The following is a 22,603-nucleotide window of genomic DNA, read 5'->3' as shown; positions in this document are numbered from 1 at the left end:
CGGCTATCCACGGCCCCTGGCGGGACTGGCGAGCAACGGTCCTCTCAGCGGACGGCCGTCGCTGAAAATCGCGCGTTCCGTTACCATAGCCGGCTTTTTGCGGGAGGTGTCCATGGCGCAGTATCAACCGGGTCAACGCTGGATCAGCGACAGTGAAGCAGAATTAGGGCTGGGGACCATCCTGGCGCTCGATGGACGGCTGCTCACCGTGCTCTATCCGGCCACCGGCGATACCCGCCAGTATGCCGAACGCAACGCCCCGCTGACCCGCGTGCGCTTCGCCCCGGGCGATGAAGTGACGCACTTCGAAGGCTGGAAGATGACCGTGCGCGAAGTCGAGGAAGTCGACGGCCTGCTCATCTATAGCGGCCTCAACGCGCAGAATGAAGTCTGCGTGCTGCCGGAAACCCAGCTGTCCAACTTCATCCAGTTCCGCCTGGCCAGCGACCGCCTGTTCGCCGGACAGATCGACCCCATGTCCTGGTTCGGTCTGCGCTACCACACCCTGGAACACCGCACGCGCCTGCTGCAATCCTCCCTGTGGGGCCTGGGCGGCGCCCGCGCGCAGCCGATCGCGCACCAACTGCACATCGCCCGCGAAGTCGCCGACCGCATCGCTCCGCGCGTGCTGCTGGCCGACGAAGTGGGCCTGGGCAAGACCATCGAAGCCGGCCTGGTGATCCATCGCCAACTGCTCTCCGGACGCGCCAGCCGCGTGCTCATCCTGGTGCCGGAGAACCTGCAGCACCAGTGGCTGGTGGAAATGCGCCGGCGCTTCAACCTGGAGGTCGCGCTGTTCGACCGCGAGCGTTTCGTCGAGAGCGATGCCAGCAACCCCTTCGAAGACAGCCAACTGGCCCTGGTCGCCCTGGAGTGGCTGAAAGACGACGAGCGCGCCCAGGACGCCCTGTGCGCCGCCGGCTGGGACCTGCTGGTGGTCGACGAAGCCCACCACCTGGTCTGGCACCCGGAGCAGGCCAGCGCCGAATACCGCCTGGTCGAGCAACTGGCGCAGATCATCCCCGGCGTCCTGCTGCTCACCGCCACCCCCGAGCAGCTCGGCCTGGACAGCCACTTCGCCCGCCTGCGCCTGCTCGACCCGGACCGTTTCCATGACCTGGAAGCCTTCCGCACCGAAAGCAGCCAGTACCGCCCGGTCGCCGAAGCGGTGCAGGAGCTGATCGATCATGGCCGCCTATCCCCCTCCGCGCGCGACGCTATCCACGGCTTCCTCGGCGCCGCCGGGGACGAACTGCTGGCCAGCGTCGAGGGCGGCGACGAAGACGCCCGCGCGCGCCTGGTGCGCGAGCTGCTCGACCGCCACGGCACCGGCCGCGTGCTGTTCCGCAACACCCGCGCCGCGGTACAGGGCTTCCCCGAGCGCCAGCTGCACGCCTACCCGCTGCCGAGCCCGGCGGAATACATGGAGCTGCCGGTCGGCGAGCAGGCCGACCTGTACCCTGAGGTGAGCTTCCAGGGGCAGGTCGACGACAGCGACGAGAACACCCGCTGGTGGCGTTTCGACCCGCGCGTGGAATGGCTGATCGACACCCTGAAGATGCTCAAGCAGTTCAAGGTACTGGTGATCTGCGCCCACGCCGAGACCGCCCTCGACCTGGAAGACGCCCTGCGCCTGCGCTCGGGCATTCCGGCCACGGTGTTCCACGAGGGCATGAGCATCCTCGAACGCGACCGCGCCGCGGCTTACTTCGCCGACGAAGAGTTCGGCGCCCAGGTGCTGATCTGCTCGGAAATCGGCAGCGAAGGCCGTAACTTCCAGTTCGCCCATCACCTGGTGCTGTTCGATCTGCCGGCGCATCCGGACCAGTTGGAACAGCGCATCGGCCGTCTCGACCGTATCGGCCAGAAGCACACCATCCAGATCCATGTGCCGCACCTGGAAACCAGCGCGCAGGAGCGCCTGTTCCAGTGGTACCACCAGGCGCTCAACGCCTTCCTCAACACCTGCCCGACCGGCAACGCCCTGCAGCACCGCTTCGGCCCGCGCCTGCTGGAACTGCTCGATGGCGGCGATGACCAGCAGTTCGAAGCCCTGCTGGCCGAAGGCAAGGCCGCCCGCGAAGCCCTGGAAGCCGAGCTGCACAGCGGCCGCGACCGCCTGCTGGAACTCAACTCCGGCGGCGCCGGCGAAGGCGAAGCGCTGGTCGCGGCGATCGAGGAGCAGGACGACGAGTTCGCCCTGCCGATCTACATGGAGCGCCTGTTCGACACCTACGGCATCGACAGCGAGGACCACTCGGAGAACGCGCTGATCCTCAAGCCCAGCGAGAAGATGCTCGACGCCAGCTTCCCCCTCGGCAGCGACGAAGGCGTGACCATCACCTACGATCGTGCCCAGGCCCTGGCCCGCGAAGACATGCAGTTCCTCACCTGGGAACACCCCATGGTGCAGGGCGGCATGGACCTGGTGCTGTCCGGCTCGCTGGGCAACACCTCGGTGGCGCTGATCAAGAACAAGGCGCTGAAGCCCGGCACCGTGCTGCTGGAAATGCTCTTCGTCAGCGAGGCGGTGGCGCCGCGCAAACTGCAACTGGGGCGTTTCCTGCCGCCGGTGGCGCTGCGCTGCCTGCTCGACGCCAACGGCAACGACCTGGCCGCGCGGGTGTCCTTCGAGACCCTTAGCGACCAACTGGAAAGCGTCCCGCGCGCCAGCGCCAACAAGTTCGTGCAGGCCCAGCGCGATGTGCTGGCCAAGCAGTTCGCGGTCGCCGAAAGCAAGATCGCGCCGCGCCACGCCGAGCGCGTGGAGAAGGCCCGCCAGCAATTGCTGGCCAGCCTCGACGAAGAACTGGCCCGCCTGACCGCGCTCAAGCAGGTCAACCCAAGCGTGCGCGACAGCGAGCTGGAAGCCCTGCGCCAGCAGCGCGATGAAAGCCTGGCGATGCTCGACAAGGCGTCGCTGCGCCTGGAAGCGATTCGCGTACTGGTCGCCGGCTAAGCGCCACGCCGCGATCCAGCGAAGCCGCGACGGCCCCCGTCGCGGCTTTTTTGTTTTTGTGCCCCCACTCCTGCGGCACCGATTCGTTCGATCCCGGGCACTATTCCCAGCCCCACCGTCTACTATTGACCCTGCGCAAGGGAATCCCCGTCAGGGGACGCTAGAGTTTTTCCACCAAGCCACTCATTGAGGGAAACATCATGTACGAGCGCATTCTGGTAGCAGTGGACGGCAGCCCGGTTTCCGACCGCGCCCTGGGTGAAGCGGTGAAACTGGCACAACTGACCGGCGGCGAGCTGCGTGTCATCACCATCGTCGATAGCCCGCTGCGCCACCTGCCCGACTATGCCGTGTACTACAACCCCGAGCCGCTGCGCGAAGCCGCGCTGAAGGCCGCCGATGACGTGCTGGCCAAGGCCCGCGAGCTGGTCGGCGACAAGGCCAAGACCAAGTTCGACCGCGTCTGCCAGGAGCGCGCCAGCGAAGAAATCGCCGAGCGCATCGAAACCGAAGCCGAAGAATGCAAGGCCGACCTGATCGTCATGGGCACCCATGGCCGCCGTGGCGTGCGCCGACTGATGCTGGGCAGCGTCGCCGAAGGCCTGCTGCGGGTGAGCAACCGTCCGGTGCTGCTGGTGCGCGACAAGTAAGCCCGGCCTGTCCAACGAAAAAGGCCGTATGGGGCGTACCCGTACGGCCTTTTTCATACCTGGCGAGATTCGCGTCTCGCCGGACTCGTCTTACTGTCCAGCCACCGAAGTGCCACGGCAGGAATGGAAGATGTCCAGCGTCGGCTGATACAGGCTGGTGTGCACGTCGAGCAGGCCGAGCACCGAGTGGAACAGGTTGTCGTGGCTCAGGTCAGCCTCGTCGCGCTTGCCGGCCAGGCAGCCACGGTCGATGCCGAGGTTGCCCAGGGTCGAGGGGCCGAACCACATGACCATGGGCACATGGGTCTGCGCCTCAGGGGCGATGGCGTAAGGCGCGGCGTGCAGGTACATGCCGTTTTCGCCGAGCGACTCGCCATGGTCGGACACATACAGCATCGAGGTGTCGTACTTGTCGCTGTTGTGCTTGAGCAGCTCGATCACCTTGGACAGGAAGAAGTCGGTGTAGAGGATGGTGTTGTCGTAGACGTTGACCAGTTCGTCCTTCGAGCAGCTACCCAACTGATTGGTGTGGCACACCGGCTTGAAGCGCTCCTTGTCCGCCGGGTAGCGGTCGTAGTACTCGGGGCCGTGGCTGCCGTCGGCGTGCAGGACGATGATGGCGTTGTCCTTCAAGCCGTCGATGTAGGCCTGCAGGTCCTGTAGCAGGGCTTCGTCAAGGCAATTGCTGCCGTTGCAGAACGGACCCGGCTGGTTCTTCGGAATGTCGCGGTGCGGCACGCGCAGGCAGGTGCCTTTGCAGTCGCTGTTGTTGTCCAGCCAGATCACCTGCATGCCGGCGCGCTGCAGCACGTCGAGCAGGCCTTCGTAGGTCTTGCCCTTCTTGTCGCTGTAGTCCTCGCGCGGGAACTTGGAGAACATGCAAGGTACCGACACGGCGGTGGACGTGCCGCAGGAATGCACCTGGGTGAAGTTGAGGATATCCAGCTTGGCCAGCTCCGGGTTGGTCTCGCGGGCGTAGCCATTGAGGGAGAAGTGGTCGGCTCGCGCGGTCTCGCCGACGACGAAGACCATCAGCGACTTCTTCGCCCGTTGCGAGGCGTTCGCGCTCATCACCGCGTCCTCGCCGATCTTCTGCACCACCAGGTCGGCCTTCTTGATGCCCAGGCGCTGCTTGCCGTACTTGCTGATGGCGTAGATGTAGTTGGTCGGGTTGATGAAGTGGGTGAGCTTGCCTTCCTCGCGGAAAATCGGCGCGTAGGTGGAGTAGAAGGCGCCGACCATCACGGCAATCGCCAACACGCAGGCGAACACCACCAGCACCTTGTTCAGCAGGCCACGGAAGAACGGTTTGTAGCTCACCGGCAACAGCCACACCAGGGCCGCCGGCAGCACGCCGAGCAACAGCAGATAGCCGACCAGCTTGCCGCTGAACAGCGCCGAGGCCTCACCGGGGTTGGTCTCGAAGACGTTCTGCACCATCACCGTATCGATGGCGATGCCGTAGTCGTTCATGAAATAGGCCGCGGCCGCCGAGAACAGCGCCACCAGGGTCAGCGCGGGCTTGAGCAGCGGGCGGAAGGACACCAGCGTCAGCAGCAGGGTGAAGGCCGCCCAGAGGAAGACCGCGAAGGAGCCGAAGAAGGCGATGCGGTAGAAACCTTGCAACGGCACCAGGCTATCCAGCGCTTTCCAGGTGGCGAGGTTGTAGAACACCACCAGGAGCAGGGAAAACAGCAGGATCAGACGAGTCGAGCTGATCGACGGGAAAAAGCGGCTCTTGCCCTCGGACATCGAGTGCACTCCTTGGTTGCGCGCGGCTCTGAAAAGCGGCAATGAAAACGGAAGGACCCGCCGCCACGACGGGCGGCAAGACTGTACCGGCAGGCAAATCAAAAAAGCGTCAAATTCGCTACAGTTGCGCACATTTATTTCACCCCGGTGCGGCGTGGCGCCGTCAGCGCCAGGATTCGCGCAGTCCCTGGCGCCAGCGCGGCAGCCAGTCCAGGCTCGCCGTTGCCTTGGCGGCCGGTCGGTATTCCGCCCCGAGCCAGCCCGAATAGCCCTCCTCACGCAAGGCGCGCAGGGCCGGAAGGAAGTCCAGTTGACCGCTCCCCGGCTCGCCGCGCCCCGGCACGTCGGCGAACTGCACATGGCCGATATGCCCGGCCAGTTGCCGCACGCAGGGTTCCAGCGCCAGCCCCATGCGCGCCATGTGATAGAAGTCGAGCTGGGCGGCGAGGTTGCGATGGCCGACCCGCGCCAGCATCTCCAGCAAGTGCGCCGGCGTATTGAGCAGGAAGCCCGGCATGTCGTGCAGATTGATCGCCTCCATCAGCACACCGCCCCCCGTCGCGGCGAACGCCTCGGCGGCCAGGCGCAGGTTGTCGGCCAGCACCGCCAAGGCCTGCTCGCGGGTCACCCCCTCGCTCGCGCGCCCGGCCAGGACGTTGACCTTCTGCGGCGCCACCACGGCGGCATAGGCCAGGGCCTGCTCCAGCGCGGCGGCGAACTCGGCTTCGCGCCCGGGCACGCCGGCCAGGCCGGCACCGCCCTGCATCAGGTCGCCGGCCGGCAGGTTGATCAGCACCAGCGGCAGGCCGGCGCGATCCAGCGCGGCCTTCAGCTCGACGGCCGGCACTTCGTAGGGAAACTGAATCTCGACGCCATCGAACCCGGCGTCGGCGGCGGCACGCACGCGCTCCAGCAAAGGCAGCTCGGTGAACAGCAAGGACAGGTTGGCGCAGATCGGCATGGCGGGGCTCCTCAGGATTTCGCCTGGCGGTACTGTTCGACCAGGGTCGCCGGGTCACGCTCCAGGTTGCCCTGGCTGCCGTGCAGGCGCATCAGTTGCGCGGCCAGCCCGCTCATGGGCGTGGCCGAGGCTTGCTCGCGGGACAGCTTCACCGCGGTATCCAGGTCCTTGAGCAGGGTGCGCACATGCCACTTCACCGGCTCGAAGCGGCTCTCGGCCATTTGTGGCGCGAGAATCTGCAACGGCCTGGAATCGGCGAAGCCGCCGGCCAGGGCCGGGGCGATCAGGCTGGCATCGACCCCGGCGCTTTCCGCCAGGGCCACCACTTCGGCGATCACCAGGGCGTTGCAGGCGACGATCATCTGATTGCACACCTTGGTCACCTGCCCGGCGCCGACCTCGCCCATGCGCGTCAGCCGCTGGCCGAGATGGGCCAGCACCGGGCGCACCCGCTCGATGTCCGCCTCGCGGCCACCGGCCATGATCGCCAGGCTGCCCGCCTCGGCGCCCGGCGTGCCACCGGAGACCGGCGCATCGATCCAGCGCATGCCGCTACGCGCTTCCAGCTCGGCGGCCATCTCGCGGGTGGCGGCCGGCTCCAGACTGGAAAAATCCACCAGCAACTGCCCAGGGCGCGCACCCTCGACGATACCGCCGGGGCCGAAGACCACTTCCCGCACGGCGGCGGTATCGGCCAGGCAGAGCATCACCAGTTCGGCATCGCCGCACAGCTCGGCGGGTGTCGACACCGCGCGCGCGCCCTGCGCGGCCAGGCGATCGCACTTGCCCGGCGAGCGATTCCAGACCGTCAGCGGATAACCGGCGGCGAGCAGCCGCTGCGACATGGGAACGCCCATCAGGCCGAGACCGGCGAAGGCCAGGGAAGGCTGTGCGCTGGACATGAACAACTCCTGTGATCGAGAGACGGGGGCACGGGGCGCCCATCTTAACCGCCGCGCGCCGACGCGCCGAGTCGATGCATGCGCGGCCGGGCTGTCGCTCGACCCGCCCCGCCACTATACTCCGGCGGTTTTTTCCGCCATTGAACCGGAGAACTCTCCCATGTTGAAACGCACCCTGGCGCTCGCCGCCGGTATCGCCCTGTCCCTGTCCGCTGTCATCGGTCACGCCGAGGCGTTGAAAGAACTGAAGGTCTCGGCGATCCCCGACGAAGCCCCGACCGAACTGCAACGCAAGTTCAAACCGCTGGGCGAGTATTTGCAGGAACAACTGGGCATGCCGGTGAAGTTCATCCCGGTTTCCGACTACGCCGGGGTCGTCGAGGCGCTTGCCTCCGACCGCCTCGACATGGCCTGGCTGGGCGGCTTCACCTTCGTCCAGGCGCGCCTGAAGACCGGCAACGCCATTCCCCTGGTGCAGCGCGAGCAGGACCAGCAGTTCACCAGCAAATTCATCACCGCCGACGCCAATGTGAAGTCCCTGCAGGACCTCAAGGGCAAGACCTTCGCCTTCGGCTCGGTGTCCTCCACCTCGGGCAGCCTGATGCCGCGCTACTTCATGCAGAAGGACGGCATCGTTCCCGAACAGTTCTTCTCCCGCGTGGCCTACTCCGGCGCCCATGACGCCACCGTGGCCTGGGTCCAGGCCGGCAAGGTCGACGCTGGCGTGCTCAACGCCTCGGTGTGGCAGAAGCTGGTCGATGCCGGCAAGGTCGACACCAACAAGGTCAAGGTCTTCGCCACCACGCCCAGCTACTACGACTACAACTGGACGGTGCGCGGCAACCTCGACCCGGCGCTGGCGGAGAAGATCAAGAAAGCCTTCCTCGCCCTCGACCCAAGCAAGCCGCGCGACAAGGAGATCCTCGATCTGCAGGCCGCCAGCCGCTTCATCGAGACCAAGCCGGAGAACTACAAGGGCATCGAGGAAGCCGCTCGCTCGGCCGGCCTGCTGAAGTGATGCTGCGGTTGTCGGGCGTCGGCCTGGTGCAGGCGAATGGCCAGCCGGCGCTCAGCGCCATCGATCTGCAGGTGGAAGCCGGTGAGCGACTGGCGATCATCGGCCCTTCGGGCGCCGGCAAGACCACCTTGCTGCGCCTGCTGGCCACCGCGCTCAAACCTGCCGCCGGTGACTACCGGGTATTCGGCGAACAGCCCTGGGCCATCGGCGCGGCGGCCCGGCAGCGCCTGCGCGCGCGCATCGCGCTGATCCATCAGAACCCACCGCTGCCGCCCCGGCAGCGGGTGGTCAACGCCGTGCTGGCGGGACGCCTCGGGCAGTGGCCGCTGTGGAAGAGCCTGGCCAGCCTGGCCTACCCCCTGGACTGCGCTGGCGCCGCCGATGCCCTGCGCCGCCTGGACCTGGCGGACAAACTCTTCGAGCGCTGCGATCGCCTTTCCGGCGGCCAGTTGCAGCGCGTCGGCATCGCCCGTGCGCTCTATCAACGCGCCGAGCTGATCCTCGCCGACGAGCCGGTATCGGCGATGGACCCGGTCCTCGCCAGCCATACCCTCGACGTGCTCGGCCGCGAAGCCGAGGCGCGCGGCGTCACCCTGCTGGCCAGCCTGCATGCGGTGGACCTGGCGCTGTCCCACTTCCCGCGGATCATCGGCATCCGTGACGGGCGCGTCGCCTTCGACCGCCGCGCCAGCGAGGTCAGCCCGGAGGACTTGCAGGCGCTCTACGCCAACGAACAACTGCTCCCCGCAAGCGTCGGCAGCGCGCCGAGCCCGCAGCATCTGGTGCAGATACCGCGATGCTGAAAGCGTCCCTGCGCGATCCCGCGGCCCTGCCCCGCCTGTTGCTGACCCTGCTGGCGCTGGCGTTGCTGTGGCCCGGGCTGCGCCTCAGCGAACTGGACCTCTCCAGCCTGTTCAACAGCGCCAATGCCCAGACCATGGGCAGCTTCCTTGGCGGCTTCTGGCCGCCGGCCCACGATGCCGAGTTCCTCGCCCTGCTCGGCCGCGCGACCCTGGAAACCCTGGCGATCGCCACCGCCGGCATGGCCCTGGCCTGGCTGATCGCCGTCCCCTCGGCGCTGCTGGCGACCCGCGCGCTGTCCCTTTCCGCGCTGCCTCGCGGCGGCTTGCCGGTCTGGTGGGCACGCGCCCTGCGCTGGCCGGTGCGCGGCCTGCTGATCGCCCTGCGCAGCATCCCGGAAATCGTCTGGGCGCTGCTCTTCGTGCGTGCCGTGGGCCTGGGCCCCACGGCCGGGGTCATGGCCATCGCCATCACCTACGGCGGCATGCTCGGCAAGGTCTATGCGGAAATCTTCGAGTCGGTGGATAACCGCCCGACCCGCGCCCTGTTGCTGGCGGGCGGCTCACGCTTGGGTGCCTTCGCCTACGGCCTGCTGCCGGCGGCCGCCGCCGAACTGATCTCCTACACCGTCTACCGCTGGGAATGCGCGATCCGCGCCTCGGTAGTGATGGGCTTCGTCGGCGCCGGCGGGCTCGGCCAGCAGATCGACCTGTCGCTGCGCATGTTCGCCGGTGGCGAGGTATCCAGCATTCTGCTGACCTTCCTGTTGCTGGTGCTGGTTGCCGACCAGCTCAGCCGCCTGCTGCGGCGGAGGCTGGAATGAACCAGGCGCGAGCCACTCTGTTGCGCGCGCTCGGCTGGACGTTGCTGGTCCTCGCCGCGGTGCTGGCGTCCTTCGTCTACCTGCGCGTGGATGGCACGGGCCTGTTCAGCGGCGCCGGCCTGGGGCAGATGCTCGGCTATGCGCGCGACTTCTTCCCGCCCGACCATTCCGTCACGCACCTCCAGGCGGTGGCGCGCGGCGCCCTGGAAACCCTGGCCATGTCGGCGTTGGGCACCCTGCTGGCGGCGCTGCTCGGGCTGCTCTTCGCGCTGCCCGCCGCCGGGCGTTTCGGCGGCCTGGCGCAAAGCCTGGCGCGGCTCCTGCTCAATGCCTTGCGCGCCGTGCCGGAGCTGGTCTGGGGCGCGCTCATGGTGCTGGCCGCCGGACTCGGACCGAACGCCGGCACCCTGGCCCTGGCCCTGCACACCAGCGGCGTGCTCGGCCGGCTGTTCGCCGAAGCCCTGGAAAATACTCCCGGCGAGCCCGCCGACGCCCTGCGTCTGGCCGGCAGTGGACGGCTGGCGGCGTTCAGCTACGGCACCCTGCCGGCGGTCTGGCCACAACTGGTGGCCTATGTCCTGTATCGCTGGGAAAACAATATCCGCATGGCCAGCGTGCTCGGCTTCGTCGGCGCCGGCGGCCTGGGACAGATGCTCTACTTCAGCCTCAGCCTGTTCCAGCAGGCCCAGGCGGCCACGGTGATCATCGCCATGCTGGTGCTGGTGCTGGCGGTCGACAGCCTGAGCGCCTGGGCACGCCAGCGCTGGGTCAGCGCCTGACGCCCAGGCGCTCCGCGCACCATGCAAAAGCCCGGCATTCCGCCGGGCTTTTGCATGGGTGGAGCGCTGCGATCAGGGGACCATCTTGTCCAGATCGACCGGGTCGCCGGGGTGGGTGCCCAACTTGGCGCGGATGTCCTCGAACATCGCGTCGTACTCCTTGTGGATACGCACGATAGGACCGAAACGCGGGTGCAGGCCATGCTTCTGGGCGATGCGGGTGGCGTCGCTGGCGAAGTTGAAGGCCTGGTCCTTGGGCATGTCGAACTCCTCCTTGAAGGCGTTCCCGTCGATAGTGCCATCCATGCTGAAATGGACATAGGTGCCCTTCTCGGCATCGTGGCGGACCTCATAGCGCAGGTTGATTTCTACCGCCTGCTGGTCCAGCCCCGGGAGGGCACGGAGTTGCATATGGCCGGGTTCGAACATGACTTACCTCCTTCCGTTGATCCGCTGAGTCTAGCTCGGCTTCGGGCAATGAGAGCCGCCTCGGATCAGTGCAGCAGCTTTTTTTCAGAGCGTTCCTGAACCAGCACCCAGGGTGCCACCACCACCGCCCAGAGTTGCGGATCGCGGGCCAGGAAATCTTCCGCGCGGGCTTCGTCGACCTTGGCCAGTTCGCCATTGCCGAGCCAGCGCGCGACTTTCTCGTGATCGTCCTCGGCCACGGCTTGTGCCGCTTCCACCAGGTCGAGGCCGGCGGCCACCTGCAGCAGGGCGCCACGGGCGAAGAACGGCTGCAGCTCCTGCCAGGAAATCATTGCGGTTTCGCCGAGCAACTTGGCATACAGGGTGCTAGTTTTTTCAGTCATGGTTCTTACCGGGAAATCGGGCGGCGCCATGATAACGCCGGGGCGGCGCCAGGCAAGTTCCCAGGCGGTTCCATCCCGTCGGCGCGGACCAAAGGAGGATGGTGGCAGAGCGCCGTTTTTCTGTACGTTTGTTACGACTTTGCGACATGCCTCGAAGCGCCCCGCCGCGGCCCGCTTTTCAAGCGACGAAGCGGCACTCTACACTGTACCGGTACAGTTGCCCCTGGGGTTGCCCGGGCCTTACTCGGTCTCGCAGCCCATGGCTGCCAAGGCCACAAAACGAAAACACAAGAAGAGTGGAGCATTATGAAAAAGGGTACTCAACGTCTTTCCCAACTGTTGACCGCCATGGCTCTGGCCGGCGTCGCCAGCTATTCGATGGCCGCCGATACCATCAAGATCGCCCTGGCCGGTCCGGTGACCGGCGCGGTCGCCCAGTACGGGGAGATGGAGTTCGTCGGCGCCAAGATGGCCATCGAGCAGATCAACAAGGCTGGCGGTGTGGACGGCAAGCAGCTTGAAGGCGTGGTCTACGACGACGCCTGCGATCCCAAGCAAGCCGTCGCCGTGGCCAACAAGATCGTCAACGACGGCGTCAAGTTCGTGGTTGGCCACCTCTGCTCCAGCTCCACTCAACCGGCTTCGGACATCTATGAGGACGAAGGCGTCCTGATGATCTCCCCCGCCTCCACCAGCCCGGACATCACCAACCGCGGCTACAAGCTGGTGTTCCGCACCATCGGCCTGGACAACATGCAGGGCCCGACCGCCGGCAAGTTCATCGCCGAGCACGTCAAGCCCAAGGTCGTCGCGGTCATCCACGACAAGCAGCAGTACGGCGAAGGCATCGCCACCGCGGTGAAGAAGACCCTGGAAGACGCCGGCATCAAGGTCGCCCTGTTCGAAGGCATCAACGCCGGCGACAAGGACTTCTCCTCGCTGATCGCCAAGCTCAAGCAAGCCAACGTCGACTTCGTCTACTACGGCGGCTACCACCCGGAACTCGGTCTGCTGCTGCGGCAGACTTCCGAGAAAGGCCTGAAGGTCGGCTTCATGGGCCCGGAAGGCGTCGGCAACAAGGAAATCTCCGCCATCGCCGGCCCGGCTTCCGAAGGCCTCTACGTGACCCTGCCGAAGTCCTTCGACCAGGATCCGAAGAACCAGGCCCTGGTCGCCGCCTTCAAGGCCAAGAACCAGGACCCGAGCGGTCCGTTCGTGTTCCCGGCCTACGCCGCCGTGCAGGTCATCGCCGAAGGCATCAAGAAAGCCGGCAGCGAAGAGACCGACAAGGTCGCCGCCGCGCTGCGCGCCAATACCTTCGACACCCCCACCGGCAGCCTTGGCTTCGACGCCAAGGGCGACCTGAAGAACTTCAACTTCGTGGTCTACCAGTGGCACAAGGACGGCACCAAGACCGAAGTCAAATAAGGTCGGCCGCCTTTAAACCAGAGCCCACTGCACGCGCAGTGGGCTTTGTTTATTCCGTGTATTCCGTCCGGGGGTCCGTCGCGCCACAAGCGCCGCTTCACGCGACGCCCGAGGAGTTAGGTAATGCCTGAGCTCTATCACTACCTGCAACAGCTGATCAACGGACTCACCGTTGGCAGCACCTATGCCCTGATCGCCATCGGCTACACCATGGTCTACGGCATCATCGGCATGATCAACTTCGCCCATGGCGAGGTCTACATGATCGGCTCGTACGTAGCCTTCATCGTGATCACCGGCCTGGCAATGATGGGGATCGTCAGTCTGCCGATCGTCATCGTCTGCACGTTCGCGGCCAGCATCATCGTCACCAGCGCCTACGGCTACGGCATCGAACGGATCGCCTACCGGCCGCTGCGCGGCAGCAACCGGCTGATCCCGTTGATCTCGGCCATCGGCATGTCGATCTTCCTGCAGAACGAAGTCCTGCTCGCCCAGGACTCCAAGGACAAGGCGATCCCCAACCTGCTGCCAGGCAACTTCGTCTTCGGCGGCGATGCCGGCGTGACCGTGTCCTACATGCAGGTGCTGATCTTCATCATCACCCTGCTGACCATGTACGGCCTCAGCCTGTTCATCTCCCGTTCCCGCCTGGGCCGCGCCTGCCGCGCCTGCGCCGAGGACATCAAGATGGCCAACCTGCTGGGCATCAACACCAACAACATCATCGCCCTGACCTTCGTCATCGGCGCCACCCTGGCCGCCGTGGCCGCGGTGCTGCTGGGCATGCAGTACGGCGTGATCAACCCGCAGATCGGCTTCCTCGCCGGCATCAAGGCGTTCACCGCCGCCGTGCTCGGCGGTATCGGCAGCATTCCGGGCGCCATGCTCGGCGGCCTGGTGCTCGGCGTGGCCGAGGCCTTCGGCGCCGACGTGTTCGGTGACCAGTACAAGGACGTGGTGGCCTTCAGCCTGCTGGTCCTGGTGCTGCTGTTCCGTCCCACCGGCATCCTCGGTCGTCCGGAGGTGGAAAAGGTATGAGCAAGAAACTCAGAACGGCTTTCTTCAGCGCCCTGCTGGTGCTGGCAGTGGCCTACCCCGTGCTGGGCGTGAAGCTCAGCGTGATCGGCATCGGCCTGCAGCTCGAAGGCGTCAGCCCGACCACTCTGTGGACCATCGCCGCGTGCGCCGTGGCCATGTTCGTCTGGCAACTGGTGCGTGACCGCGTCAACCTCGGCGCCGGCATCGCCGGGCTGCTGCCGGGCGGCGAGAACGTGCTGTTCCGTGCCCTGACCCTGCCCTCGGTGCAACGCCGGGTGATCATCGTGATGATCCTGATCGCCCTCGCCTGGCCCTTCTGGGGCTCGCGTGGCGCGGTGGATATCGCCACCCTGGTGCTGATCTACGTGCTGCTCGGTCTCGGCCTGAACATCGTGGTCGGCCTCGCCGGCCTGCTCGACCTCGGCTATGTCGGCTTCTACGCCGTCGGCGCCTACAGCTACGCGATGCTCTCGCACTACTACGGCCTGGGCTTCTGGACCTGCCTGCCGATCGCCGGCGGCATGGCCGCGCTGTTCGGCTTCCTCCTCGGTTTCCCGGTGCTGCGCCTGCGCGGCGACTACCTGGCGATCGTGACCCTGGGCTTCGGCGAGATCATCCGCGTCCTGTTGCGCAACCTCACCGGCCTGACCGGCGGGCCCAATGGCATCAGCAACATCGAAAAGCCGACCCTGCTCGGCCTGACCTTCGAGCGCCGCGCCCCCGAGGGCATGCAGACCTTCCACGAGTTCTTCGGCATCGATTACAACTCCAACTACAAGGTCGTGTTCCTCTACCTGGTCGCGGTGCTGCTGGTGCTGCTGGTGCTGTTCGTCATCAACCGCCTGCTGCGCATGCCCCTGGGCCGCGCCTGGGAAGCCCTGCGCGAAGACGAGATCGCCTGCCGCGCGCTGGGCCTCAACCCGACGATGATCAAGCTCTCGGCCTTCACCCTCGGCGCCTGCTTCGCAGGCCTGGCCGGTAGCTTCTTCGCCGCGCGCCAGGGCCTGGTGACGCCAGAGTCGTTCACCTTCATCGAGTCGGCCACCATCCTCGCCATCGTGGTGCTGGGCGGCATGGGCTCGCAGTTGGGCGTGATCCTCGCCGCCGTGGTGATGATCCTGCTCCCCGAGCTGATGCGCAGCTTCAGCGAATACCGCATGTTGATGTTCGGCGCCATCATGGTGCTGATGATGATCTGGCGTCCGCAGGGCCTGCTGCCCATGCAGCGTCCGCACCTGGAGTTGCGCAAATGAGCCGACCGATCCTCGATGTACGCGGCTTGACCATGCGCTTCGGCGGCCTGCTGGCCGTCAACGGGGTGAGCCTGAGCGTGGAAGAAAAACAGGTGGTCTCGATGATCGGCCCGAACGGCGCCGGCAAGACCACCGTGTTCAACTGCCTGACCGGCTTCTACCAGCCCACCGGCGGCGAGATCCTCCTGCGCGGCGAGCCGATCCACGGCCTGCCCGGGCACAAGATCGCCCGGCGCGGCGTGGTGCGGACCTTCCAGAACGTCCGCCTGTTCAAGGAAATGACCGCGGTGGAGAACTTGCTGGTGGCCCAGCACCGGCACCTCAACACCAACTTCCTCGCCGGCCTGCTGAAGACCCCGGCGTTCCGCCGCGCCGAGGCGGAAGCGCTGGACTACGCGGCGCACTGGCTGGAAGTGGTCAACCTCAAGGAAGTCGCCAACCGCTCGGCCGGCACCCTCGCCTACGGTCAGCAGCGCCGCCTGGAAATCGCCCGCTGCATGATGACTCGCCCGCAACTGCTGATGCTCGACGAACCGGCGGCCGGCCTCAACCCGCGCGAGACCGAAGACCTCAAGGCGCTGATCGCCATGCTGCGCGCCGAACACGGCGTCACCGTGCTGCTCATCGAGCACGACATGAAGCTGGTGATGAGCATTTCCGACCACATCTACGTGATCAACCAGGGCACCCCCCTGGCCAACGGGACGCCGGAACAGATCCGCGACAACCCGGACGTGATCAAAGCCTATCTGGGGGAGGCCTGAGCCATGCTGACGTTCGACAAGGTCTCTACCTTCTACGGCAAGATCCAGGCGCTGCACGACATCAGCCTGGAAGTCCGGCAAGGCGAAATCGTCACCCTGATCGGCGCCAACGGCGCCGGCAAGTCGACCCTGCTGATGACCCTCTGCGGCTCGCCGCAGGCGTCCTCCGGCAGCATCAAGTACCTCGGCGAGGAACTGGTCGGCCAGGATTCCTCGCACATCATGCGCAAGAGCATCGCGGTGGTGCCGGAAGGCCGCCGGGTGTTCGCCCGCCTGACCGTAGAGGAAAACCTCGCCATGGGCGGCTTCTTCACCAGCAAGGGCGAGTACCAGGAGCAGATGGAGCGCGTCCTCGGACTCTTCCCGCGCCTGAAGGAGCGCTTCAACCAGCGCGGCGGCACCATGTCCGGCGGCGAGCAGCAGATGCTCGCCATCGGTCGCGCGCTGATGAGCAAGCCCAAGCTGCTGCTGCTCGACGAGCCGTCGCTGGGCCTGGCGCCGATCATCATCCAGCAGATCTTCGACATCATCGAGCAACTGCGCGCCGAAGGCGTGACCGTGTTCCTCGTCGAGCAGAACGCCAACCAGGCGCTCAAGCTCGCCGACCGCGGCTACGTGCTGGAGAACGGCCGCATCGTCATGCAGGACAGCGGTGCCAACCTGCTGGTCAACCCCAAGGTACGCGACGCCTACCTGGGCGGTTGAGTCCCGCGGCGATGGAAAAAGAAAACGGCCCTGCGGGGCCGTTTTTCATGACCGTGATTGACTCACCCCGCCTGCGCCTGGGCCTGTTCGCCCAGGGCGATGAATTCGAGCATCTTCTCGTTGCCGTCGAGGATATCGGTGCAGATCGCCTGGCGCGCTGCCGCGCCGTCGCCCTGCTGCAGAGCGCGCAGCACTTCCCAGTGGTGCTCGATGGCCATGCGCTCGTTGAAGCTGCCGTAGGCCCGCGCGATCAGTGGCCCGGTGCGCATCCACAGGCTATCGAGGAAGCCGCGCAGCAGGGGCATCCCGGCGATCTCGGCGAGGGCGAAATGGAAGCCCTGGTTGAGCTTGAGCGCCTCGACCAGATCGTCGCGATGGATCGCATCGAGGTTGTCGCGGATGTTCGCCTCCAGCGCCTGCAACTGCTCGGCGCTGACCAGCGACGCCGCGGTTTCCGCGGCCAGGCCTTCCAGCGCCAGGCGAATGCTGCGGATTTCCAGGTACTGCTCGCGCGTCAGCACCGGCACGCGGATGTCCTTGGGCGTCTTCAGCACCAGGGCCTGCTCCTTGGCCAATTGCAGGATGGCGTCGCGCACCGGGGTCACGCTGGTGCCCAACTGCTGCGCCAGGTCACGGATGCGCAACTTGTCGTCGGGCTGGAAGCGGCCGGTGATCAACGCCTCGCGCAGCAGGGCGTAGACACTGCTGCCCAGGTAGGCGTGATTGAGGCCTTCGATCGGATAGTTCATGCGCTTCTCGTCAGGGTTCGGGCGACACTCGGCGAATGATGGGCATTGCCGAGGACTATTGCCAGCCTGCGCGTCACACGTGCTGGCCGCCGTTGACGTGGATTTCCGCGCCGTTCACGTAGGACGCGCCGCTGGTGCAGAGGAAGTGGATCAGCGAAGCGACCTCCTCCGGCTTGCCCAGGCGGTGCATGGGGATGTCGCGCTCGACGATCAGCTCGGTGCCCGAGGAGAGGATCGAGGTATCGATCTCCCCCGGCGCGATGGCGTTGACGCGCACGCCGTGGCGGCCGAAGTCATAGGCCATCTCGCGGGTCAGCGCGGCCAGCGCGGCCTTGGACGAGGCATAGGCGACCCCGGCGAAGGGATGCACGCGCGAGCCGGCGATGGAGGTGACGTTGATGATGGTTCCCTGCGCCGCCTTCAGCTCGTCGAACAGGCCGCGGGCGAGCAGCGCGGTGGAGAACAGATTGACGTTGAACACCTTCAGCCAGGTCGCGTAGTCGCTTTCCAGGACGCCCATACGCTGGCCTTCCGGCCCCTTCGGCGAAATCCCGGCGTTGTTCACCAGCGCGTGCAGCTTGCCGCCGAGTTTCTCGCGGATCAGCGGCAGATTGCGCTCGACGCTGTCGATGTCCTCCAGATCGAGGTGGATGTGATTGAGCAGGCCCTCGGCCCAGGGGCACTCGGCGACCCAGTCGTGGCGCGACGCGGTGAAGACGCGCCAGCCGGCGGCGTTGAAGTGCTTCACGGTGGCATGGCCGATGCCTCGGCTGGCACCGGTGAGCAGCAGGGTCTTGGGCTCGTTCATGATCGATTCCGTCCTTTCGAGGGTGGCACTGAAGAGTAGCTGGGAGGGATGATGGCTCAAAACAAAACATGATGCATCATGTTTTTAAAGGTGCTTTAATGCCTGCGCCGTCACAACAACAAGAAAACGGAGGACTCAGCAGATGCACCCGCTCACTCCCACGGGCCACTCGCCGCGAACACCCGGCCCGCCAGCGTGATCGACCGGAGGAGGTGACGGTTGCCCAGCGCGAACCGCCGCTCTCCCCTCTTGAAGCTGCCCCACTCATTCGGGGCCGGATCGGCCCCACCAGGAGCAACCGCATGTTCAAGAAAGTCGCAGCACTGATTTTGCTGGCCGGCGCCGCCGCCCAGTTGCAAGCCGCCGAAAAGCTCGCCGTGGTCTCGTTCGGTGGAGACAACAAGCTGGCCCAGGAAAAGGCCTTCTACAAACCCTTCAGCACGCAATACAACGCCGATATCGAAGCCACCGAGTACAACGGCGAGATGGCCAAGATCAAGGTCATGGCCGACACCGGCGCGGTCAGTTGGGACGTGGTCGAGGTCGAGTCGCCGGAGTTGATCCGCGGCTGCAGCGAAGGCCTGTTCGAGCAACTGGACTGGTCGAAGCTGGGCAAGCGCGAGGACTTCCTCGACGCCGCCGTGAGCGACTGCGGCGCCGGCATCTTCATCTGGTCCACAGTGCTCACCTACGATTCCAGCAAGTTCGCCCAGGGCCCGGCCAACTGGGCGGATTTCTGGGACCTGAAGAAATTCCCCGGCAAGCGCGGCCTGCGCCGCGGTGCCAAGTTCACCCTGGAGTTCGCCCTGCTCGCCGACGGCGTCAAGCAGGAAGACCTGTACAAGGTGCTCGGCACCTCGGAAGGCGTCGACCAGGCCTTCCGCAAGCTCGATCAGATCAAGCCCTACATCCAGTGGTGGGAAGCCGGCGCGCAGCCGCTGCAATGGCTGGCCGCCGGCGACGTGGTCATGACCTCGGCGTATAACGGCCGGGTCACCACCGCGCAGAAGGAAGGCCGGCCGTTCGTCATGCAGTGGAACGGCAGCCTGTACGATCTGGACCATTGGGCCATCGTCAAAGGCAGCAAGCACAAGGCCCTGGCCGAGCAGTTCATCGCCCTGGCGAACAGCCCGGAACGGCAGAAGGTATTCGCCGAGGCGATTCCCTATGGCCCGACCAACAAGCACACCATCGACCTGATCGATCCGGCCATTCGTGCCAAGCTTCCCACCGCGCCGCAAAACCTTGAGCACGCGCGGGCCACGGATACGGAGTTCTGGATCGACCACGGCGAGGAACTGGAACAACGCTTCAACGCCTGGGCCAGCAAGTAGCCCGGCACGGCCCGTCCGACCGGCGTCGGGCGGGCCGCCCCCGAGAGAGAACGATGGAGTTTGCGCAGTGCCCCTGAATACCATGCCCGTCCACGACCACCTGCTGCAGGCCGCGCCCGCCCAGGTCTCCCCGGAACAGGCCGGCGCCATCGCCAGCGAATGCTTCGGCCTGCACGGCGCGATCCAGCGCCTGGCCGGCGAACGCGACCTGAACTTCCAGATCGGCGCGGCCGACGGTGGCAGTCGCCTGCTGAAGCTATCCCACCCGCTGGAAGACCCGCAGGTGGTGGACTTCCAGAACCAGGCCCTGCTGCGCGTCCAGCGCGCCGACCCGAGCCTACCGGTACAGCGTGTCTACCCCGCCGCCGACGGCAGCTACCAGGTCTGGGTCGAGGTGGATGGCCAGCGCATGCTGGCGCGGCTGTTCTCCTTCGTCGATGGCCTGCCGCTGCACCGCGTCGGCGAGCGCAGCCCGGCGCTGCGGCGCAATCTTGGCGACGCCCTGGCGCGCCTCGACCGCGCCCTGCAAGGCTTCGAGCATCCCGCCTCGGGACACGCGCTGCTCTGGGACATGCAACAGGCCGCGCGCCTGCGCCCGCTGCTGCAACACATCGACGACCTGGCGCAACGCGCCCTGGTCGAGCGCTTCCTCGACGCCTTCGAAGAACACGCCCTGCCGCGCCTGCCGACACTGCGCGCGCAGGTCATCCACAACGACCTCAACCCGCACAATGTCATCGTCGATGCGCAGCACCCCGAGCAACTGCGCAACATCCTCGATTTCGGCGACATGGTGCGGGCGCCGCTGGTCAACGACCTCGGCGTGGCCGCCGCCTACCAGTTGGGCAGCGGCGCCGACGCCCTGGCCCCGGCCCTGGAATTCATCGCCGCCTACCACAGGCGCAACCCGCTGCAGCCGGCCGAGCAGGAAATCCTCGCCGACCTCATGGCCACCCGCCTGGTGATGACCCTGAGCATCACCGCCTGGCGCGCCAGCCTGCACCCGGAGAACCGCGACTACATTTTGCGCAACGTCCACCAAGCCTGGAGCAGCCTGCAGGGGCTGGCCGGCTTGACCCGTTCAGAGGCCCAGGCGCGCATCGCCGCGGCCTGCCAGGAGGAGTCCCCCGCATGAGCATGATCAATGGTTTCAGCCCGGCCGACGCCGAACGCCTGAGCGACAAGGAACGCAGCCTGATCGAGCGCCGCGAGCGCCTGCTCGGCCCGGCCTACCGGCTGTTCTACGAACGCCCGCTGCACACCGTGCGCGGCGAGGGCGTGTGGCTCTATGACGAGCAGGGCCGGCGCTACCTGGACGCCTACAACAACGTCGCCTCGGTCGGCCACTGCCACCCGCGCGTGGTCGAAGCCATCTCTCGCCAGGCGGCAATCCTCAACACCCACACGCGCTACCTGCAGGAAGGCATCCTCGACTACGCCGAACAGTTGCTGGCGACCTTCCCCGCCGGCCTGGAGCGGGTCATGTTCACCTGCACCGGCAGCGAGGCCAATGACCTGGCCCTGCGCATCGCCCGCCACTACACCGGCGGCAGCGGAGTGATCATCACCCGCTTCGCCTACCACGGCGTCACCGGCGACATCGCCGAACTCTCGCCGTCCCTCGGCGCCGGTATCAGCCTGCCCGCCCATGCGCGCACCGTGCGTGCGCCGGATGCCTACCGGCTGGGCGCGGAGCATGTCGCCAAGACCCTCGTCGAGGACGTCCGCGCCGCCATCGCCGACCTGCGCGCCCACGGCATCAAACCGGCGGCGCTATTGCTCGACGGCATCTTCGCCAGCGACGGGGTCTTCCCCGACCCCGCCGGTTTCCTCGCCGAAGCCGTGGCGCTGGCCCGCGCCGAAGGCCTGCTGTACATCGCCGACGAGGTGCAGAGCGGCTTCGCCCGCACCGGCGCCAACATGTGGGGTTTCCAGCGCCATGCCGTGCAGCCGGACATCGTCACCCTCGGCAAACCCATGGGCAATGGCCAGCCGATCGCCGGCGTCGTGGCGCGTGCCGAGGTGATCGAAAGCTTTGGCCGCAGCGTGCGCTACTTCAACACCTTCGGCGGCAACCCGGTGTCCTGCGCCGCCGGCCAGGCGGTGCTCGAGGTGATTCGCGACGAGGGCTTGCAGCAGCGTTCGGCGGAAATCGGCGCCTACCTGCTGCAGGGCTTCCAGCGCCTCGCCGAGCGCCATGAACTGATCGGTGACGTGCGTGGCGCCGGCCTGTTCCTCGGCGTCGAGCTGGTCAGCGACAGGCAGAGCAAGGCGCCCGCCGCGGCGCAGACCCGCCGCGTGGTCAACGCCATGCGCGAACGCGGCGTGCTGATCAGCGCCGCCGGCCCGCTGGAGAACATCCTCAAGATCCGCCCGTTGCTGGTGTTCCAGCGCGAGCACGCCGACCTGCTGCTGGACTGCCTGGACGGCGCGCTGAGCGAGGTGGCCGGCTGAGTCTCAGAAACGCACGCCGACGTTGATCATGCCCGCGGAGTCGCCGAGCACCACGAACTCGGCGCCGACCGGGCCCCAGTGAACGCCGAAGGACGGAATGATCGCTGGCGCCACGCCGTAATGGTTGAACGGAATCTTGTCGCGGTACTCGCCGTGGTAGCCCTGCAGCAGGCCACCGGTCAGCTTGAAATAGAAGGGTGAGCCCTTGAGGTCGAAGCGCTTGCCGACGTAGGCATAGTTGGAGCGCTGGCTGAAGGAGTTGCGGAAGGTCGCGCCGCCCCAGAGCAGGCCATCGGCGTAGTCGCGCTCCAGGCCGATCAGATCCTGGTGGTTGTTGTGCTCCGGGTCATAGCTCCAGTGGTGCGTGTAGACACTGGTCTGCAGATACCAGAAGTCCCCGTCGTCGGCGGCCAGGGCGCAGGGGCTGCCGAGCAGGAAAACCAGGAGCAGGGTATATCGTTTCATGGCGCCTCCATGGCGACGGCAATGCGAACGTGACTCGGTGGACGGCATCGCTGCACGGCTACCGGCCCAGGCACGGATGAGTGGGCGAGGATTCTCGATCGTTACCCGGCCGCGTGATTCGACGCTGTCCCAACGCAGCGTTCAG

At 66.4% G+C, this 22,603-nt stretch carries 22 protein-coding genes; 14 read left to right on the top strand and 8 right to left on the bottom strand.

The window, feature by feature from the left end:
- Positions 1-106 precede the first annotated feature (106 nt).
- Positions 107-2,959, top strand: coding sequence for an RNA polymerase-associated protein RapA (gene rapA, locus BLQ74_RS01150; protein WP_170842759.1), 2,853 nt, complete (start codon positions 107-109; stop codon positions 2,957-2,959).
- Positions 2,960-3,159: 200 nt separating this feature from the next.
- A complete protein-coding gene (locus BLQ74_RS01145) occupies positions 3,160-3,609 on the top strand; it encodes a universal stress protein (protein WP_090259978.1) in 450 nt (149 codons plus the stop codon).
- 90 nt (positions 3,610-3,699) lie between these two features.
- Here BLQ74_RS01145 and BLQ74_RS01140 read toward each other — a convergent pair whose 3' ends face one another.
- From BLQ74_RS01140 to BLQ74_RS01130, 3 genes are all read right to left on the bottom strand, one after another.
- Positions 3,700-5,361, bottom strand: a complete 1,662-nt coding sequence (locus BLQ74_RS01140; RefSeq protein ID WP_090259976.1) for a phosphoethanolamine transferase — start codon at positions 5,359-5,361, stop codon at positions 3,700-3,702.
- 163 nt (positions 5,362-5,524) lie between these two features.
- Positions 5,525-6,322, bottom strand: a complete 798-nt coding sequence (locus BLQ74_RS01135; RefSeq protein ID WP_090259974.1) for a hydroxypyruvate isomerase family protein — start codon at positions 6,320-6,322, stop codon at positions 5,525-5,527.
- 11 nt (positions 6,323-6,333) lie between these two features.
- Positions 6,334-7,224 (bottom strand): NAD(P)-dependent oxidoreductase, encoded by an 891-nt coding sequence (locus BLQ74_RS01130; protein ID WP_090259972.1) that lies wholly within the window; start codon positions 7,222-7,224, stop codon positions 6,334-6,336.
- Between the two features lie 160 nt (positions 7,225-7,384).
- Between BLQ74_RS01130 and BLQ74_RS01125 the strand changes: the two genes are divergently transcribed.
- From BLQ74_RS01125 to phnE, 4 genes are read left to right on the top strand one after another with little or no spacing between them, the layout of a single operon-like run.
- On the top strand, positions 7,385-8,242 hold the full coding sequence (locus BLQ74_RS01125) for a putative selenate ABC transporter substrate-binding protein (protein WP_090259970.1): 858 nt from the start codon (positions 7,385-7,387) through the stop codon (positions 8,240-8,242).
- Positions 8,239-9,045, top strand: coding sequence for a phosphonate ABC transporter ATP-binding protein (locus BLQ74_RS01120; protein WP_090259968.1), 807 nt, complete (start codon positions 8,239-8,241; stop codon positions 9,043-9,045). Before BLQ74_RS01125 ends, BLQ74_RS01120 begins: the two co-directional genes overlap by 4 nt.
- Positions 9,039-9,866 carry a PhnE/PtxC family ABC transporter permease gene (locus tag BLQ74_RS01115; protein ID WP_090259966.1) on the top strand — a complete coding sequence of 276 codons (828 nt, stop codon included), beginning with the start codon at positions 9,039-9,041 and terminating at the stop codon, positions 9,864-9,866. The genes BLQ74_RS01120 and BLQ74_RS01115 overlap by 7 nt, the downstream gene beginning before the upstream one ends.
- Complete coding sequence (gene phnE / locus BLQ74_RS01110; protein WP_090259964.1) at positions 9,863-10,645, top strand: phosphonate ABC transporter, permease protein PhnE; 783 nt, start codon at positions 9,863-9,865, stop codon at positions 10,643-10,645. The genes BLQ74_RS01115 and phnE overlap by 4 nt, the downstream gene beginning before the upstream one ends.
- A 72-nt stretch (positions 10,646-10,717) precedes the next feature.
- Here phnE and BLQ74_RS01105 read toward each other — a convergent pair whose 3' ends face one another.
- Both BLQ74_RS01105 and BLQ74_RS01100 read right to left on the bottom strand, forming a co-directional pair.
- Positions 10,718-11,074: a DUF5064 family protein gene (locus BLQ74_RS01105; RefSeq protein WP_090259962.1), complete on the bottom strand. Its 357-nt coding sequence runs from the start codon at positions 11,072-11,074 to the stop codon at positions 10,718-10,720.
- 65 nt (positions 11,075-11,139) lie between these two features.
- Positions 11,140-11,457: a DUF2288 domain-containing protein gene (locus BLQ74_RS01100; RefSeq protein ID WP_090259960.1), complete on the bottom strand. Its 318-nt coding sequence runs from the start codon at positions 11,455-11,457 to the stop codon at positions 11,140-11,142.
- 306 nt (positions 11,458-11,763) lie between these two features.
- Here BLQ74_RS01100 and BLQ74_RS01095 point away from each other — a divergent pair, with 306 nt between their 5' ends.
- From BLQ74_RS01095 to BLQ74_RS01075, 5 genes are all read left to right on the top strand, one after another.
- Positions 11,764-12,885 carry a branched-chain amino acid ABC transporter substrate-binding protein gene (locus tag BLQ74_RS01095; RefSeq protein ID WP_090259958.1) on the top strand — a complete coding sequence of 374 codons (1,122 nt, stop codon included), beginning with the start codon at positions 11,764-11,766 and terminating at the stop codon, positions 12,883-12,885.
- Positions 12,886-13,008: 123 nt separating this feature from the next.
- The gene (gene livH / locus BLQ74_RS01090; RefSeq protein ID WP_090259956.1) at positions 13,009-13,926 is read left to right on the top strand and encodes a high-affinity branched-chain amino acid ABC transporter permease LivH; all 918 of its coding nucleotides are present in this window, start codon (positions 13,009-13,011) and stop codon (positions 13,924-13,926) included.
- Positions 13,923-15,179, top strand: coding sequence for a high-affinity branched-chain amino acid ABC transporter permease LivM (locus BLQ74_RS01085; protein ID WP_090259954.1), 1,257 nt, complete (start codon positions 13,923-13,925; stop codon positions 15,177-15,179). The genes livH and BLQ74_RS01085 overlap by 4 nt, the downstream gene beginning before the upstream one ends.
- Positions 15,176-15,943 carry a high-affinity branched-chain amino acid ABC transporter ATP-binding protein LivG gene (gene livG, locus BLQ74_RS01080; protein ID WP_090259952.1) on the top strand — a complete coding sequence of 256 codons (768 nt, stop codon included), beginning with the start codon at positions 15,176-15,178 and terminating at the stop codon, positions 15,941-15,943. Before BLQ74_RS01085 ends, livG begins: the two co-directional genes overlap by 4 nt.
- 3 nt (positions 15,944-15,946) lie before the next feature.
- Positions 15,947-16,648, top strand: coding sequence for an ABC transporter ATP-binding protein (locus BLQ74_RS01075; RefSeq protein WP_090259951.1), 702 nt, complete (start codon positions 15,947-15,949; stop codon positions 16,646-16,648).
- Between the two features lie 62 nt (positions 16,649-16,710).
- On the opposite strand, the gene BLQ74_RS01070 is transcribed toward BLQ74_RS01075, so the two are convergent.
- Positions 16,711-17,397, bottom strand: coding sequence for a GntR family transcriptional regulator (locus BLQ74_RS01070; protein WP_090259950.1), 687 nt, complete (start codon positions 17,395-17,397; stop codon positions 16,711-16,713).
- 73 nt (positions 17,398-17,470) lie between these two features.
- Entirely contained in the window at positions 17,471-18,205 is a 735-nt protein-coding gene (locus tag BLQ74_RS01065) for an SDR family NAD(P)-dependent oxidoreductase (protein WP_090259948.1), read from the bottom strand.
- Between the two features lie 302 nt (positions 18,206-18,507).
- Here BLQ74_RS01065 and BLQ74_RS01060 point away from each other — a divergent pair, with 302 nt between their 5' ends.
- The 3 genes from BLQ74_RS01060 (at position 18,508) to BLQ74_RS01050 (ending at position 21,993) form a co-directional block, all read left to right on the top strand.
- Positions 18,508-19,539 (top strand): ABC transporter substrate-binding protein, encoded by a 1,032-nt coding sequence (locus tag BLQ74_RS01060; protein ID WP_090259946.1) that lies wholly within the window; start codon positions 18,508-18,510, stop codon positions 19,537-19,539.
- Positions 19,540-19,606: 67 nt separating this feature from the next.
- On the top strand, positions 19,607-20,674 hold the full coding sequence (locus BLQ74_RS01055; RefSeq protein ID WP_090259943.1) for a phosphotransferase: 1,068 nt from the start codon (positions 19,607-19,609) through the stop codon (positions 20,672-20,674).
- Positions 20,671-21,993, top strand: coding sequence for an aspartate aminotransferase family protein (locus tag BLQ74_RS01050; protein WP_090259940.1), 1,323 nt, complete (start codon positions 20,671-20,673; stop codon positions 21,991-21,993). The genes BLQ74_RS01055 and BLQ74_RS01050 overlap by 4 nt, the downstream gene beginning before the upstream one ends.
- Before the next feature lie 3 nt (positions 21,994-21,996).
- Here BLQ74_RS01050 and BLQ74_RS01045 read toward each other — a convergent pair whose 3' ends face one another.
- On the bottom strand, positions 21,997-22,458 hold the full coding sequence (locus BLQ74_RS01045; RefSeq protein ID WP_090259938.1) for a sn-glycerol-3-phosphate transporter: 462 nt from the start codon (positions 22,456-22,458) through the stop codon (positions 21,997-21,999).
- Between the last annotated feature and the right edge of the window lie 145 nt (positions 22,459-22,603).

The organism is Pseudomonas panipatensis (assembly GCF_900099785.1).
Classification (GTDB): Bacteria; Pseudomonadota; Gammaproteobacteria; order Pseudomonadales; family Pseudomonadaceae; genus Pseudomonas; species Pseudomonas panipatensis.
The sequence above is the reverse complement of the archived record's forward strand: the minus strand, read 5'-3'. Positions and strand labels throughout refer to the sequence as shown.

What these genes read in the sequence shown, in the direction of transcription:
- BLQ74_RS01145 (WP_090259978.1), top strand. Translation starts at nt 3,160, where the DNA reads ATGTACGAGCGCATTCTGGTAGCAGTGGACGGCAGCCCGGTTTCCGAC.
- BLQ74_RS01140 (WP_090259976.1), bottom strand. Translation starts at nt 5,361, where the DNA reads ATGTCCGAGGGCAAGAGCCGCTTTTTCCCGTCGATCAGCTCGACTCGT.
- BLQ74_RS01135 (WP_090259974.1), bottom strand. Translation starts at nt 6,322, where the DNA reads ATGCCGATCTGCGCCAACCTGTCCTTGCTGTTCACCGAGCTGCCTTTG.
- BLQ74_RS01130 (WP_090259972.1), bottom strand. Translation starts at nt 7,224, where the DNA reads ATGTCCAGCGCACAGCCTTCCCTGGCCTTCGCCGGTCTCGGCCTGATG.
- BLQ74_RS01125 (WP_090259970.1), top strand. Translation starts at nt 7,385, where the DNA reads ATGTTGAAACGCACCCTGGCGCTCGCCGCCGGTATCGCCCTGTCCCTG.
- BLQ74_RS01115 (WP_090259966.1), top strand. Translation starts at nt 9,039, where the DNA reads ATGCTGAAAGCGTCCCTGCGCGATCCCGCGGCCCTGCCCCGCCTGTTG.
- phnE (WP_090259964.1), top strand. Translation starts at nt 9,863, where the DNA reads ATGAACCAGGCGCGAGCCACTCTGTTGCGCGCGCTCGGCTGGACGTTG.
- BLQ74_RS01105 (WP_090259962.1), bottom strand. Translation starts at nt 11,074, where the DNA reads ATGTTCGAACCCGGCCATATGCAACTCCGTGCCCTCCCGGGGCTGGAC.
- BLQ74_RS01100 (WP_090259960.1), bottom strand. Translation starts at nt 11,457, where the DNA reads ATGACTGAAAAAACTAGCACCCTGTATGCCAAGTTGCTCGGCGAAACC.
- BLQ74_RS01095 (WP_090259958.1), top strand. Translation starts at nt 11,764, where the DNA reads ATGAAAAAGGGTACTCAACGTCTTTCCCAACTGTTGACCGCCATGGCT.
- livH (WP_090259956.1), top strand. Translation starts at nt 13,009, where the DNA reads ATGCCTGAGCTCTATCACTACCTGCAACAGCTGATCAACGGACTCACC.
- BLQ74_RS01085 (WP_090259954.1), top strand. Translation starts at nt 13,923, where the DNA reads ATGAGCAAGAAACTCAGAACGGCTTTCTTCAGCGCCCTGCTGGTGCTG.
- livG (WP_090259952.1), top strand. Translation starts at nt 15,176, where the DNA reads ATGAGCCGACCGATCCTCGATGTACGCGGCTTGACCATGCGCTTCGGC.
- BLQ74_RS01075 (WP_090259951.1), top strand. Translation starts at nt 15,947, where the DNA reads ATGCTGACGTTCGACAAGGTCTCTACCTTCTACGGCAAGATCCAGGCG.
- BLQ74_RS01070 (WP_090259950.1), bottom strand. Translation starts at nt 17,397, where the DNA reads ATGAACTATCCGATCGAAGGCCTCAATCACGCCTACCTGGGCAGCAGT.
- BLQ74_RS01065 (WP_090259948.1), bottom strand. Translation starts at nt 18,205, where the DNA reads ATGAACGAGCCCAAGACCCTGCTGCTCACCGGTGCCAGCCGAGGCATC.
- BLQ74_RS01060 (WP_090259946.1), top strand. Translation starts at nt 18,508, where the DNA reads ATGTTCAAGAAAGTCGCAGCACTGATTTTGCTGGCCGGCGCCGCCGCC.
- BLQ74_RS01050 (WP_090259940.1), top strand. Translation starts at nt 20,671, where the DNA reads ATGAGCATGATCAATGGTTTCAGCCCGGCCGACGCCGAACGCCTGAGC.
- BLQ74_RS01045 (WP_090259938.1), bottom strand. Translation starts at nt 22,458, where the DNA reads ATGAAACGATATACCCTGCTCCTGGTTTTCCTGCTCGGCAGCCCCTGC.